General features: G+C 40.9%; 15 protein-coding genes. 12 read left to right on the top strand and 3 right to left on the bottom strand.

The genetic code is table 11. From position 1 onward, the window contains the following. The first annotated feature begins 161 nt into the window (after window positions 1-161). The 10 genes from CL181_RS17410 (at window position 162) to CL181_RS17455 (ending at window position 7,534) form a co-directional block, all read left to right on the top strand. The gene (locus CL181_RS17410) at window positions 162-1,031 is read left to right on the top strand and encodes a serine/threonine-protein kinase RIO2 (RefSeq protein WP_097300591.1); all 870 of its coding nucleotides are present in this window, start codon (window positions 162-164) and stop codon (window positions 1,029-1,031) included. 3 nt (window positions 1,032-1,034) lie between these two features. Then, window positions 1,035-3,008: a DUF460 domain-containing protein gene (locus tag CL181_RS17415; RefSeq protein WP_097300592.1), complete on the top strand. Its 1,974-nt coding sequence runs from the start codon at window positions 1,035-1,037 to the stop codon at window positions 3,006-3,008. Between the two features lie 130 nt (window positions 3,009-3,138). Continuing rightward, the gene (locus CL181_RS17420; RefSeq protein ID WP_097300593.1) at window positions 3,139-4,089 is read left to right on the top strand and encodes a cytochrome c3 family protein; all 951 of its coding nucleotides are present in this window, start codon (window positions 3,139-3,141) and stop codon (window positions 4,087-4,089) included. 51 nt (window positions 4,090-4,140) lie between these two features. After that, on the top strand, window positions 4,141-5,070 hold the full coding sequence (locus CL181_RS17425) for an ammonia-forming cytochrome c nitrite reductase subunit c552 (protein WP_097300594.1): 930 nt from the start codon (window positions 4,141-4,143) through the stop codon (window positions 5,068-5,070). Between the two features lie 16 nt (window positions 5,071-5,086). Continuing rightward, window positions 5,087-5,434 carry a hypothetical protein gene (locus CL181_RS17430; protein WP_097300595.1) on the top strand — a complete coding sequence of 116 codons (348 nt, stop codon included), beginning with the start codon at window positions 5,087-5,089 and terminating at the stop codon, window positions 5,432-5,434. A gap of 7 nt (window positions 5,435-5,441) precedes the next feature. Next, on the top strand, window positions 5,442-5,717 hold the full coding sequence (locus tag CL181_RS17435; protein WP_097300596.1) for a hypothetical protein: 276 nt from the start codon (window positions 5,442-5,444) through the stop codon (window positions 5,715-5,717). Between the two features lie 4 nt (window positions 5,718-5,721). Further along, a complete protein-coding gene (locus CL181_RS17440; RefSeq protein ID WP_176505299.1) occupies window positions 5,722-6,216 on the top strand; it encodes a ubiquinol-cytochrome c reductase iron-sulfur subunit in 495 nt (164 codons plus the stop codon). A gap of 10 nt (window positions 6,217-6,226) precedes the next feature. Beyond that, window positions 6,227-6,889, top strand: a complete 663-nt coding sequence (locus CL181_RS17445; RefSeq protein WP_176505300.1) for a cytochrome b N-terminal domain-containing protein — start codon at window positions 6,227-6,229, stop codon at window positions 6,887-6,889. Window position 6,890: 1 nt separating this feature from the next. Continuing rightward, a complete protein-coding gene (locus CL181_RS17450) occupies window positions 6,891-7,349 on the top strand; it encodes a hypothetical protein (protein ID WP_097300599.1) in 459 nt (152 codons plus the stop codon). After that, window positions 7,349-7,534 (top strand): hypothetical protein, encoded by a 186-nt coding sequence (locus CL181_RS17455; RefSeq protein WP_097300600.1) that lies wholly within the window; start codon window positions 7,349-7,351, stop codon window positions 7,532-7,534. Before CL181_RS17450 ends, CL181_RS17455 begins: the two co-directional genes overlap by 1 nt. Here CL181_RS17455 and CL181_RS17460 read toward each other — a convergent pair. Genes CL181_RS17460 through CL181_RS17470 form a run of 3 tightly spaced genes read right to left on the bottom strand, consistent with a single transcriptional unit; the run spans window position 7,509 to window position 9,547 of the window. Beyond that, window positions 7,509-7,787 (bottom strand): glutaredoxin family protein, encoded by a 279-nt coding sequence (locus CL181_RS17460; RefSeq protein ID WP_097300601.1) that lies wholly within the window; start codon window positions 7,785-7,787, stop codon window positions 7,509-7,511. The genes CL181_RS17455 and CL181_RS17460 overlap by 26 nt on opposite strands. Window positions 7,788-7,817: 30 nt before the next feature. After that, entirely contained in the window at window positions 7,818-8,909 is a 1,092-nt protein-coding gene (mqnE, locus tag CL181_RS17465) for an aminofutalosine synthase MqnE (RefSeq protein WP_097300602.1), read from the bottom strand. After that, window positions 8,909-9,547: a YggS family pyridoxal phosphate-dependent enzyme gene (locus CL181_RS17470; protein ID WP_097300603.1), complete on the bottom strand. Its 639-nt coding sequence runs from the start codon at window positions 9,545-9,547 to the stop codon at window positions 8,909-8,911. Before CL181_RS17470 ends, mqnE begins: the two co-directional genes overlap by 1 nt. A gap of 100 nt (window positions 9,548-9,647) precedes the next feature. On the opposite strand from CL181_RS17470, the gene CL181_RS17475 reads away from it, so the two are divergent. Both CL181_RS17475 and CL181_RS17480 read left to right on the top strand, forming a co-directional pair. Further along, window positions 9,648-11,048, top strand: a complete 1,401-nt coding sequence (locus CL181_RS17475) for a phosphoglucosamine mutase (RefSeq protein WP_097300604.1) — start codon at window positions 9,648-9,650, stop codon at window positions 11,046-11,048. Window positions 11,049-11,123: 75 nt separating this feature from the next. Continuing rightward, the gene (locus tag CL181_RS17480; RefSeq protein WP_176505301.1) at window positions 11,124-12,551 is read left to right on the top strand and encodes an ATP-binding protein; all 1,428 of its coding nucleotides are present in this window, start codon (window positions 11,124-11,126) and stop codon (window positions 12,549-12,551) included. Window positions 12,552-12,593 lie beyond the last annotated feature (42 nt).

Consider the following 12,593-nt stretch of genomic DNA (forward strand, 5'->3'; position numbering starts at 1 on the left):
GGCAGAGGCGGTTCGGGTGGAGGTCGCGGAGGCAGCGGTGGCGGTAGGGACCGCGGCCGGGATTCCAGAGATAAAAGAGGCGGAGGAAAAAGAAGGTAATATTCCCTCTTTTTTGTTTTTTATTAACCTTTTTTATAGTCAGCAGTATCATATAGTAAATAATGCTTGAAAATATTCCGGAAATATTTCTTTCTATCACGAACAAGGAATTTCGTGTTCTTATTGCCATTGAAAACCAGATGAAATTCCATGAATGGGTCCCAATAGAAGAGATCGTGAATTTTACGACATTTGACAGGAAAGAAGTGGAATATATCCTCTCAAACCTGGCGCAAAGAAAGCTTATTCACAGGAATGTCCAGGCTTATGAAGGATACAGGATATACTTTGAAGCATACGACCTGCTTGCACTGAATGCATTCGTGAAGCGTGGATCTGTGAATGCCCTGGGTGAAATAATCGGGAGGGGGAAAGAATCGGAAGTTTATGAAGCCACAGGCGGCCTCATTGACCGGCATGTTATAATTAAACTCCACAGGGAAGGAAAAATGAGTTTCAGGCATGTCAGGACAAAAAGAGAAACTATCGGGGAAAGGCGGCATCTTTCCTGGTTATATGCCGCACGTCTTGCAGCTAAAAAAGAATATGATGCCCTTGTCGCTCTTTATCCGAAAGTCAGCGTTCCTGAACCGATAGATCATAACAGGCATGGGATCGTGATGTCAAAAGCAACCGGGCAGCAGCTTGCGCATACCAGGCTGGATGAACCTGATTGGTATCTTGATGAGATATTGAGACAGGTAAAGAACGCTTACGGACTCGGTATTATCCATTGTGACCTGAGCGAATTTAATATCTTTGTTAATCCCGCAGGGTGTGAGATCATCGATTGGCCCCAATTCATCAAACCAACTCATCCGAATGCAAAGGAGTTGCTTCGCAGGGATATTGATAATGTATTATCATATTTTAACCGTAAATACAGGATCAAAAGAGATATCGGCGAGATTATCAACAATATAATAACCTGAATCATGCCGGAAAATATAATTTTTGGTATAGATATTGCTAAAGGTTCTTTACATGCAAGAGAAAAACCAGCTTATGCCGTAGTGATACTCAAGAATGGGGATGTCGAGCATCACAAAATGGTAAGCCTCCATAAATTCATGCGAATGGTCTGGAAAGAAAAGCCGTCATTGATCGCTGTTGATAACATATATGAATTAGTTTCAGATAAGCATGACCTTATTTCGTTTCTTGAGAAATTACCCCCTGATACGAAACTTATCCAGGTCACTGGGGGTGAGCAACTTTTACCACTTACAAAACTAGCCCGCCAGCAGGGACTATCCTTTGACAGGTTTGACCCTAATGCAGAAGCTCTGATATGCGCGCAGCTTTCTCAAATGGGCGTGGGTTACGAGGTGTCGGCATTTGAGGATAAAACGGTTATCAAGGTCAGCAGGGGGCGCTCACCAGGAAGGGGAGGATGGAGCCAGAACAGGTACAGGCGCAAAATGCATGGGTATGTCAGGCAAAGGGCAAGGGAGATCGAAGATTCCCTGAATGAACTCTCAAGAACCAGGGGATTCACATTTTCCCAGGATATAACAGAGAGGTTCGGAGGATATTCAAAAGCTGAATTCATTGTGGATGCACCAAGAAACAAGATTCATATCGGTTCTGGAAAATACGGGGATGTGCAGGTGAGCGTAAAAGGTATAGAACGCGATTCCCTGGTTTTTAAGCCGCTTAAAGCAAAAAAAAGAGATTATATCATCGTTGGGATCGACCCTGGCACTACGACAGCTGTTGCCGTTCTTACACTTGATGGCGAATTGCGAAAAATCCATAGTTCAAGGACTATTTCGATACCTGAAGTTATTGAAATGATCGCACAGGAAGGAAGACCCCTTGTTATAGCAAGCGATGTATTCCCTACCCCCAATGCCGTTGAAAAAATCAGGAGGGCGTTTAATGCCGTATCAAGCTCTCCTTTTGAGGTACTCTCGGCTGGAGATAAGATTGAGTTTGCAACCCCATATGGTTATTCAAACAACCATGAACGTGATGCCATTGCAGCTGCTGTATCGTTTTATCGCAAAAACAAGAATAAGTTCGAACAGATTAAGAAGAAGATACCTCCGGGAGTAGATGCCAGCGAAGCGATAGCGCAGGTCGTTAGGGGAAAATCCGTGGAAGCTGTGATCTCAGGATTGACCAGGACTCAAACCAAAGAGCCTTATGTTCTGGTAGTTCCTGAAAAAAGAGATGAAGAAACATTTCACTTGAGGGAATCCATCCGGAAATATGAAGACATAATCAATGAAATGAAGACGAAACAAGAATTTTTGGAAAAAGAACTTTTCCTCAGGGACGAAAAGATGCGGGAATTAGAAGAGCTGATAAAAAAGCAGCGTTCAGATATATACAAAAAACTAAAAAAAGACAAAACAATACAAATCCGGGATATGGATATCCAGCGCCTCCAGAATAAGATATCTGAAAAAAACAGGAAAATTTCCGAATTAAATGAAAGGATCCATAAACTAAAAAGGGTACGAAGGCTTGAAATAAGCGGCCGTGTTCTTCCTGTGAAGATAATATTTTCTTTTACTAAAGACAGCATCCTTAAAACCCGGGAAACTGTGGGAATAAAAAAAGATGACATCATCCTGTTGAAAGATTCAAGCGGTGGAGGGACAATTACCGCTAAAATGCTTGCTGACCTCGGTGTGCGGGCAATTATTATCTGCAATGATATGTCGCATGCTGCAGAAGAAGAGCTTTTTAACCTTGGTGTGCCTGTTTTAAGGGCAAAGGATGTGAATATCCAGTTTGACTCAACAGAAGAGCTTGCTGTTATCGATCCTGATGATATGAGAAATGCAATAGAAGACTGGAACAAAAAAGCACAAGAGCGCAGGGTGACAGCAAAAGAAGAATGGCTGAAATCGCTAGTGGATGAGTACAGGAGCGAGAGAAGACGAGAGCTGAAAGAGTGAAATTAATTCATCTTTAAATTAATATAATATTTTTGAAGGATAAGTTTAAGTATTTTGCAGATTAAACTGAACACAATATATCATTATTAATGATTTTAATTATGATGATAGTGATGAGAAGAGGATTCATATGCTAGAAAAAAACGTTTCAAAAATAATTATAGGATTGATTTTTGTACTCATAGCTTTGCAGGTAACCCAACCAGCAGCATCAAAAGCACCTGATTTACCTAATAACTCATGTGCAGACTGCCATCGCCAATTGCTTTTTAGTTCAGAATCACAAAGGCAATTCATCGATATTCGCATCAAGCATCTCGAAAGCGGTATTTCATGCTCGATCGTTTGCCACGAGGATAAGCTCAATAAATCAACTGCCAGCACTTATGCCATGTGGTCAATATCCACACATGCTCTTTTTGAAGTAACATGTGAAAAATGCCATGGCGGGGACCCGTTAAAGGTTTTGAAGCAGGAAGCACATGTTGGAATTTCAAATTCCAGCATATTACGCGCCAATACTCCCGAAATGTGCGGTAAATGCCACGGGCCGGAACTTGATGAATTCAAGAGTTCCCAGCATTTCAAGAAATTGGAATCAAACCAGGAAGGGCCTGCACCCGCATGCATCACCTGTCACCAGGCTCACAGCGTCCGGGTTTTAACAGCATCTGAAATTGAGGATTTCTGCAGCAATTGTCATAATAACATCACAGGCATAAATCCTGCAGTGCCAAAGAAAGCAGAAAGCGCCCTGTCTTCGGTAAGGGAATTGCAGCTTGAGATCTCAAAGGCTAGAAGCTCTGTTCTTGAGGCAAAAGCATTGGGAAAGGATGTTGCGGCAGCCGAGGCAGACCTTGAATCAGCAAAGACCATACTAAAGAATACTCCGTCAGTCTGGCACAGATTCAACCTGACTTACTTTGATACGGAAGTGCATAAAGGGATAACAGATGCCTTGAATGCAGAAAAAGCAATGCCTGAAGAGACTGAAACAGCAGTTCCAACAAAAGCACCAGGATTTGAAGTATTCTTGCTGGTATCAGGCCTGCTGGCAGCATATCTGTTAAAACGGCATTGACAAATCATATATAAATTAAATATAGAAACTATAGAAACAAAAGGTGATTGAATGAATACAAAAAAAACGATTGTGTTAGCTGGTTTCATGTTTATATTTGCGATATTAGCCTTGCCAGTATCAGCACAAAACAATTCATGTCTGGATTGCCATGAAAAACTTACAGCATTCAATGAGACAGAAAAACAACTTAATGAAGTAAGAATAAAGCATCTTCAAAGGGATGTTGCCTGTTCTCTTGAGTGCCATGCTACTATTATTGATAAGATTGCTAAAAGCAATTATGAGCAGTGGACAAATTCCAAACATGCCATGTTCAATGTCACATGCGATAATTGCCATGGCGGTAATGTCAGCTCCGATGTAAAGGAAATAGCACATTCAGGGGTTTCGCGTTCTTCCGAAATAAATAGTACTGTTTTTTACAGGAATGTGCCTGAAACTTGCGGTAAATGTCATGCAAGTGAATTGAACCAGTTCAAAGATTCCTTACATTATCAGAGATTAAAGGCGCTAAAACAGGCACCCACGTGCGATACATGCCATAATCCACATGAATTCAAAGTGCTAAATGCCAGCGAATTCGAGAATATATGCAGCAGCTGTCATAATATTGACATGAAAATTGCCCCTGACATTCCTGACAAAGCTGTGGAAGCAATCAATAATGCTGAAATGCTCAAGAACGAAATAAGGATTGCAGATGATGCTATAAAACAGGCAAAACTGCAGGGAAAAGACGTCACAGTCGCACAAAAAGAACTTGATTCTGCACTGGCCATCCAGAATAATCTTCCCATACTCTGGCATAGTTTTAACCTTCCCAATTTTCAGAATGTAACTGAAAATGGCATTGTATTTGCCAGGAAAGCACAAACAGACGCGGGGTTACCCCAAACAAAGCCGTCAACTCCCGGATTTGGAACAATATTATCCGTTATAGGAATAATTTCAATATACCTGCTAATACGCAGAAGATAAAAGAGGTGAAATTAGAATGAACAAAAAACGAATAAATCAAATTATATTGTTGGTTGCATTAGTTCTCCTGCTATTAATGCCCTCTTTAACATCGGCAAGGCCCGAATATGCAGTAAAGGAAAGCAGGAATTGCCCATATTGCCACACAAGGGACGGCCCGCCGCAGCTCAATGAAATCGGAGTTTATTATGCTACCCACAATTATTCTATGGAAGGTTATGTTCCAACACCAATAGCGACGCCAACCCCTGAACCTGAAAAAGAGATCGAGATAGGAGTTCATATGACAACATGGGATGTAGGACTGCGGGGATTGGCTCTTATCCTGCTCGTGCTTGCCATAGTTTATGTAATAAGGTTGTGAGGTAATCATGCATATTGAGAAAATTGAATATGGGCCGGAAAAAGAAGGCTTGTGGTCGCAGGTTGCCTTTGCATTGATAATTCTTTTGACACTTGTTGCAGCTGGAATTACAGGACTGATTTTTTGGAGAATCTTAATAAGCGATGTCCAGGTTGCATCCACAAGACAATTCAATGAGGATATAGGAAAATTACTTGCTTATCTCTTGTTTGACCTGGCAGCTATCATTTATCTATATGTTAAAGGGCTGCTGCAAGACGAATACGTTACAACGCTGGAGTAAGAACATGGATGATAAAATAACTTTTACAATTACAAGACGAAAACTTACTGAACTTTTTATGGCACTTGTTGCATTATTCTTTGCAGGAGGCGCCCTGGCATCGATATTGAAATACCTCTGGCCTGCCACTGCTGCAAAAGGTGATTCCGCCGAAATAAAAATTGCAAACGCAGATGAAGTGCCGACAGGCAGTGTCAGGAAATTCATGTTTAACGGAAAAGCGGCTGTTCTCCTGCATATGCCCGCGGGTTTTCGCGCTTTCGGATCTGTTTGCACGCATCTTGGATGTATCTCCTACTGGAAAGAAGATGAAAGCATCCTGTTCTGCCCCTGCCACCTTGGCAAGTTCGACCCGAATACAGGTGCTGTAATATCCGGACCACCACCGTCTCCCTTACCGGCAATTGATATAGTCGTAAAAGAAGGAGCGGTCTATGCGCTCAAATGGAAAGATCCTGCGTATGTGAGGACCATTTCATTCTATGCAGGAGCTGCTTAGAGGTGATCATATGAAACTTGAAGATAAGATATTCAAATGGTTCGATGACAGGTTTAAGTTAAAAGAATTACTCACCCCAATAATCAAGCATCCTGCTCCGGAGTATGCAGTGACAAATCCATTGTACTGCCTTGGAGGAATTGCTTTCCTGTGTTTCCTTATACTTGTTGGCACGGGTGTATTCCTGGCAATGTACTATAAGCCTACACCACTTGAAGCATATAAAAGCGTTGAACATATCATGACCGCAGTTCCCATGGGAAGCCTGATACGAAGCCTCCATCACTGGGCTGCAAATACTATGATCGCCGCAGTAATGCTTCATATGATGAGGATTTACTTTATGGGGGCATATAAGAAACCGCGGGAATTGAACTGGGTTGTTGGTGTAACACTCCTTTTGATCACCACAACTTTTGGTTTCTCAGGATACCTTCTGCCATGGGATCAGCTTGCGTTCTGGGCTACAAAAATAGGAACAGGGATCGCAGGATCGATACCTATCTTAGGACAATATATTTCCTTAATTCTGGTAGGAGGGACAGACATCGGCGCTGAAACAATGACAAGGTTCTTTGCCATACATGTAATGATCCTTCCCATAACCATTGCAATTCTCCTGTTAATGCATTTTGCCATGGTCAGGATACAGGGAATTTCAGGGAGGCTCTGATATGTCATTGATCGAAATTGAAAAACATGAGGTAGAAGAAGAGCGACATGAACCTGTCAGGATACGCGGATTTCCATTTTTTCCGCATTTCCTGCTCCGTGAAGTAGTTGTGATGTGCCTTATTGCAGGAAGCCTCATATTGATGGCCTCGCTTTACCCGGCAGGTCTTCTAAAACCGGCTGATCCGTTCGATACACCAACCCCTATTTATCCTGAATGGTATTTCCTTTATGTCTTCGGGTTCCTAAAATTCTGGACATGGGATATCGGGCCAATAGAAGCAAAAGTTATCGGTGTGACTTTACCAATGGTATTGTGGTATGGCCTTCTTTTCATGGTGCCCTTCATAGACAGGAATCCATCAAGTGATATCAGGAAAAGAAAATTCGCAGTTGCCATGGGTGTTATCGCACTTCTTGGAATATTGTATTTCACATACTATAGCATTGTCTACCATTGATGAAACTGCCAGGATCAACACATACTAAAATAGATGCAATATCCAAATTCATTGGCCTGATCCTTCTGGCTGTGAGTATAGATAATGTATCAAAGGGCAATTATTATATTGCCCTGTTTCTTTTTGGCCTGGGTGCAATAATAGGTATTGTACCGATATTCATTGAAGTTGATACTTCTGCTTAAGCACGGCTATTAATTTTTTCCCGTTCAATCTTCCACTTGAGATTATCTCCCCATCTACTTCCACAACTGGTATCAGATGTTTGAACTTTTCATAAGCAAATGCATCTTTTTCAATATCTACTTCCTCGAAGGTAAAATCAAATTCAAGCCTGATAACCTCAAGTTCCTCTTTTGCGATCTCGCATAAATGACATTCTTTTTTTGAATATATGATCACATTCAACATAGATTCCTTGTTTTCGAATTGTTTCAAGAAAGATAATGGCAGGACTGTAAATATTTCCTAATACTCCCTGATAATCTCATAATTGGAAGTCCTCTCAACCGGTATCCTTCCCGCATTCCTTATCAGATGAATGAGCCTGTCCTTTGGCATATATTCAGGCGCAGCGCCTCCTGCTGCATGAGTGATGCGCTCTTCCATGACCGTGCCGTCGATATCGTTAGCGCCATAGGCAAGGGCGATCTGTGACATTTTTTCACCAAGCATAACCCAGTAACTTTTTATGTTATTGATATGTCCATTTAATAAAAGACGTGCGACAGCGATCGTTTTAAGGTCATCGAATCCTGTGGGTCCTTCTGTCACGATCCCGTTTTTTTGAAGATATGTATTATCAGGATGAAATCTTAATGGTATGAATGCCTGGAATCCGCGTGTTTTTTTCTGCAATTCCCTTATCCTCAGGATATGATCAACAATATCCTCATGTGTCTCTATATGACCATATAGCATTGTGGCATTACTTTTTATTCCCAGGCCATGTGCTGTTTCCATGACCTTGAGCCATCTTTCTCCACTAATTTTATCCGGACATACCTGTTGTCTTGTTTTTTCGTTAAATATTTCACCCCCGCCTCCCGGAAGACCTGTGAGACCTGCTTTTTTAAGTCGCAATAAAACTTCTCTTACACTCATTCCCGATATCCGGGATAGATGTGCTATCTCAACAGCAGTGTATGCTTTTAATGATAAAGAGGGATATTTTTCATGGATCTTTATAAGGATCTCCTCATAATATTCAAACGGCAGTCCGGGATTAAGCGATCCAACGATATGAAGCTCAGTTGCGCCATTGTTTGAGGCTTTTTCCGCTTTTTCCATTATCTCATCCATACTCAGTGTGAAAGCTCCGTTTTGTCCTTCTTCCCTGAAATATGCACAGAACTTGCATTTTGAATTGCAAACATTACTGTAATTTATATGGCAGTTAGTAACGAACATGACCCGGTCGCCAACTGTTTTTTTTCGGATATTGTCAGCAAGTGCACCGATAAGTGACAGGTTCATTGATTTCATAAGAAGCAAACCGTCCTCAAAATCAAGTTCCTCCGATGATTGTACTTTATTTATTATCGTTGATAGATCTTCCATCAAATTCTCCATGTTTTTCGATATCCAAATATTTTAGTTCCTAACCTGATCATTGTCGCGCCTTCTTCAATAGCAATTTCATAATCATGACTCATACCCATAGATAATACACCCAGTCTTGTTCTTTGTTTAATATTAAAAAGTCTTTTAAAACAAGTCCTGGGATCATTCTTTGATGCAATGGTCATAAGACCTGTAATATTTACATTTTGAAGTTGTAATTCTAAGACATTTTTGTAAAAATCATCAAATTCTTCAAAATAAATACCATGATAATTAGAATCCGGTGAAGTATTTACCTGGAACATGACATCTATTTTCTTGCCGCAACTATCGATCTTTTCCAGGAGTTTTATCGAATCAACGGTTTGGATAACATCAAATATTTCGACAGCTCTTCTGGCTTTATTACTCTGGAGATGCCCGATGAAGTGTTTTTTTACATTAGCGCAAGTTACATAGGGATATTTTTCATAAGCCTCTTCCACATAGTTCTCGCCAATGTGTATAATCCCCGCATTAATTGCAGAATTTATTTCATCTAATGTTCTTGTTTTTGTAACTGCAAGAATTGAAATATCCCTGTTGGAACTAATAATTTTTTTAATATTATTTATATTATTTTGTATTTTATTCATAATTATTTTTTAGCCATGTATTTTATGATAGTAATTAACCAGAGTTATTACTTAATTAATTTATCAAAGTATTTAATATATTCAAAACAAATTCGAATGCATGTCATGCGAAAATTTTACTGCGAAATTTGATGAATATAAAAAGATCCGAAAACAAAAAAAATTATTCGGGACGTTCGGGTTCCGTGGTGTGGTAAATGAGGGGATGGGAGCTGAGAAAGCAAAACGTACCGGTGCAGCTCTTGCCGATTATCTGGGTGCTGGAAAAACAATAGCAATAGGAAAAGATCCCAGGATATCATCTCCCATGCTTGAAGAAGCACTCATCGAGGGGATAATGGAACAGGGTTGCAATGCTCTCACTCTCGGTATCATAACTCCGAATGCGTTATCCCTGGAAGTAGGAAGACAGGCTGATGCGGGTGTAATGATCACGGCATCGCATAATCCTCCGGAATATAATGGCATGAAATGCCTTAGTAAAAGCGGCATGGGTTTTTCACCTGAAGAAGACATTGCTCTTGAGAAAATATATTTTGGGGACTTGAAACCAAAATCAAAAAAAGGAAAACGATTGAATGATGCTGGAGCAAGCGACAGGTATCGTGCCCATATTATCCAGTACGTCAAAAAGATGTTCCCGGTTGCGCCTATGAAAATAGTGGTCGATGGAGGGGGTGGATCAGCATCAACAGTGACGCCGGAGACACTTCTTGCCCTGGGTTTTGAAGTGATAAGATTCAATTGTAAATACGACGGCATGTTCAGGGAAAGAAATCCTGAACCTACAGATGCGAACCTTAAAAAACTTAAGTCGCTCGTGGTAAAGGAAGGTGCAGATATGGGTGTTGCGCATGATGGCGATGGTGACAGGACTGCGTTCGTGGATGAGAACGGGAAATTCGTACAGGGGGATGTAACTGCCGCAATATTAGCAGACCATTTACTGAGGCAATGCAAAGATAAAGATAAGAAGATCGCTGTGACGATTGCATTCTCAAATCTTATAACAGATGTGGCAAAGAATCTGGGCGCCGAAGTGATATTCACACCTGTTGGCGAGCCATATCTGGCGCAGGCAAAACTTTTATGCGGCGCGCAGGTGGGCCTTGAAGAGCATGGCTCAGTGCTGATCGGGTGGAGCCGCGAGGGGCCGATGCTTGCCGGAGTGATGGCAGGGATCTTATCGAAGGAAAAAATGACTTTTTCAGAACTTGTTGCAACTTATCCGAAATATCACCAGATAAAGGATGCAAAGACACTGCCTGCTGGTACGAATACAGATGCGATACTTGAGAGACTAAAGCGCGAGATACCGAAGGATTATGACAGGATCTCCGATATGGACGGCGTGCGCGTGGATTACGCAGATGGCTGGTTCCTTGTGAGGGCAAGCGGGACTGAACCAAAGGTGAGGGTTTTTTCAGAAGGAAAGACTGAGGCTAGGGCAAGAGAGCTTAACAGGATCGCGATGGAAGGGCTGGAGAGGGCGATGGTGTAATGGGAAAATATAGACAAAAAACGAGCCGAAAAGCAGCATAAACTATTAGTATACATGCCATGTATATTACATCCCATGTATACTAATTTCAAATTCTACGACCGCCTGGAAGAACTCTCCCTGCTAAAGAAACTCACATCCACTGGAGGTTTTAAGTTCATAGTTATCTATGGGCGGCGCAGAATCGGCAAAACTCGACTTGTCCAGGAGTTCTTGACAGACAAAGAGTATGCATACGTTTTCGTCCCGAAAGATAAGACTGTGGATTTATTCCTTGATGAGCTTTCACAAAGTGAAAAAATACCAAAATTCACTGGTGTACAAGACTTGCTGAGATACTTATTTGATACAAAAAAATATGTTTTTTTTGATGAGTTCCAGAATTTTTATTATATGGAAAAGAGCATATACTCAGATTTCCAGAAATTGATCGATGAATATAAACACAAAGCAAAAAATGTATCCGTTCTGGTCAGCGGCTCAAGTTTTTCCATGATGAAAAAAATACTTGGCGATTATTCTTATCCCCTATATGGTCGCGCCGATATCATGATGAAACTTCCGCCTATGGATATAAGCACGGTAATGCAGATTCTTTATGATATTGGTGTTAAGGATATTTCGGAAATTATCAAGTTCTATGCAGTTTTTGGCGGCGTGCCGAAATATTATGAGTATATAGATCTTTTAAAAACCCTTGATTTTGAAAATGCCGTAAATGCTATGTTTTTCGATCAGAGAATGCCTGTTTTGAAAGACGAAGGAAAAGCAGTTTTGATAAGCGAGTTCGGCGGGGAATACAAAATATATTTTTCGATTCTTGAAGCGATCGCTTCAGGGAAGACCACTGTTGGTGAAATCGCAAACATATTTGAGGGTAAAAGTGGCACAGCTTCACGATATCTTGACGTTCTCCGAAATGAATATGAGCTTGTTCGCAGGGAAACGCCAATAACTGAAGATCCGCGAAAATCGAGGATGGGGGTATATAAGCTGAATGATAACTTCCTGAAATTCTGGTTTGCCTTTGTGAAACGTTATGAATCTTATTACGAGCAGGGGAGAGTGGATGAGTTAAAAAAGATATTTTCTGAGAATTATGGAGCATTTGTGGGAGGAGCCTTTGAGGACATATCAAGAGATTTTTGTTTGAAAAAAAATTATGCAGGCTCTCTTCCCTTCAGATTTGATAAAATAGGTCGGTGGTGGGGCAATTTTTCTGGCAAGGATGGAAAGAAAACATTAGAAATCGACCTCGTTGCCCTGAATGAAACGTCAAAGGAAATTCTTTTTATCGAATGCGAGTGGCAGGAGCTAAAACTCAATGAAGCCCATAAAATTCTGGATGCCTTAAAAAAGAAATCAAAATTTGTTCCGTGGAAAGTAAAAGACAGAGTTGAATATTTTGCTATTATTGGAAGAACTATTGAAGACAAAGAAAAGCTCAGGGAAAAAGGTTATTTAGCTTTTGATCTGAAGGATTTCAAATCCCAATGGTCATGACAGAAAATTGGTTACAGGGAAACTAATTCAAATAGTTTCCCT

It is taken from the genome of Candidatus Methanoperedens sp. BLZ2 (assembly GCF_002487355.1).
GTDB lineage: Archaea > Halobacteriota > Methanosarcinia > Methanosarcinales > Methanoperedenaceae > Methanoperedens.

What these genes read in the sequence shown, in the direction of transcription:
- CL181_RS17450 (WP_097300599.1), top strand. Translation starts at nt 6,891, where the DNA reads ATGTCATTGATCGAAATTGAAAAACATGAGGTAGAAGAAGAGCGACAT.
- CL181_RS17420 (WP_097300593.1), top strand. Translation starts at nt 3,139, where the DNA reads ATGCTAGAAAAAAACGTTTCAAAAATAATTATAGGATTGATTTTTGTA.
- CL181_RS17475 (WP_097300604.1), top strand. Translation starts at nt 9,648, where the DNA reads ATGTCATGCGAAAATTTTACTGCGAAATTTGATGAATATAAAAAGATC.
- CL181_RS17430 (WP_097300595.1), top strand. Translation starts at nt 5,087, where the DNA reads ATGAACAAAAAACGAATAAATCAAATTATATTGTTGGTTGCATTAGTT.
- CL181_RS17470 (WP_097300603.1), bottom strand. Translation starts at nt 9,547, where the DNA reads ATGAATAAAATACAAAATAATATAAATAATATTAAAAAAATTATTAGT.
- CL181_RS17435 (WP_097300596.1), top strand. Translation starts at nt 5,442, where the DNA reads ATGCATATTGAGAAAATTGAATATGGGCCGGAAAAAGAAGGCTTGTGG.
- mqnE (WP_097300602.1), bottom strand. Translation starts at nt 8,909, where the DNA reads ATGGAAGATCTATCAACGATAATAAATAAAGTACAATCATCGGAGGAA.
- CL181_RS17440 (WP_176505299.1), top strand. Translation starts at nt 5,722, where the DNA reads ATGGATGATAAAATAACTTTTACAATTACAAGACGAAAACTTACTGAA.
- CL181_RS17455 (WP_097300600.1), top strand. Translation starts at nt 7,349, where the DNA reads ATGAAACTGCCAGGATCAACACATACTAAAATAGATGCAATATCCAAA.
- CL181_RS17415 (WP_097300592.1), top strand. Translation starts at nt 1,035, where the DNA reads ATGCCGGAAAATATAATTTTTGGTATAGATATTGCTAAAGGTTCTTTA.
- CL181_RS17410 (WP_097300591.1), top strand. Translation starts at nt 162, where the DNA reads ATGCTTGAAAATATTCCGGAAATATTTCTTTCTATCACGAACAAGGAA.
- CL181_RS17480 (WP_176505301.1), top strand. Translation starts at nt 11,124, where the DNA reads ATGTATACTAATTTCAAATTCTACGACCGCCTGGAAGAACTCTCCCTG.
- CL181_RS17425 (WP_097300594.1), top strand. Translation starts at nt 4,141, where the DNA reads ATGAATACAAAAAAAACGATTGTGTTAGCTGGTTTCATGTTTATATTT.
- CL181_RS17445 (WP_176505300.1), top strand. Translation starts at nt 6,227, where the DNA reads ATGAAACTTGAAGATAAGATATTCAAATGGTTCGATGACAGGTTTAAG.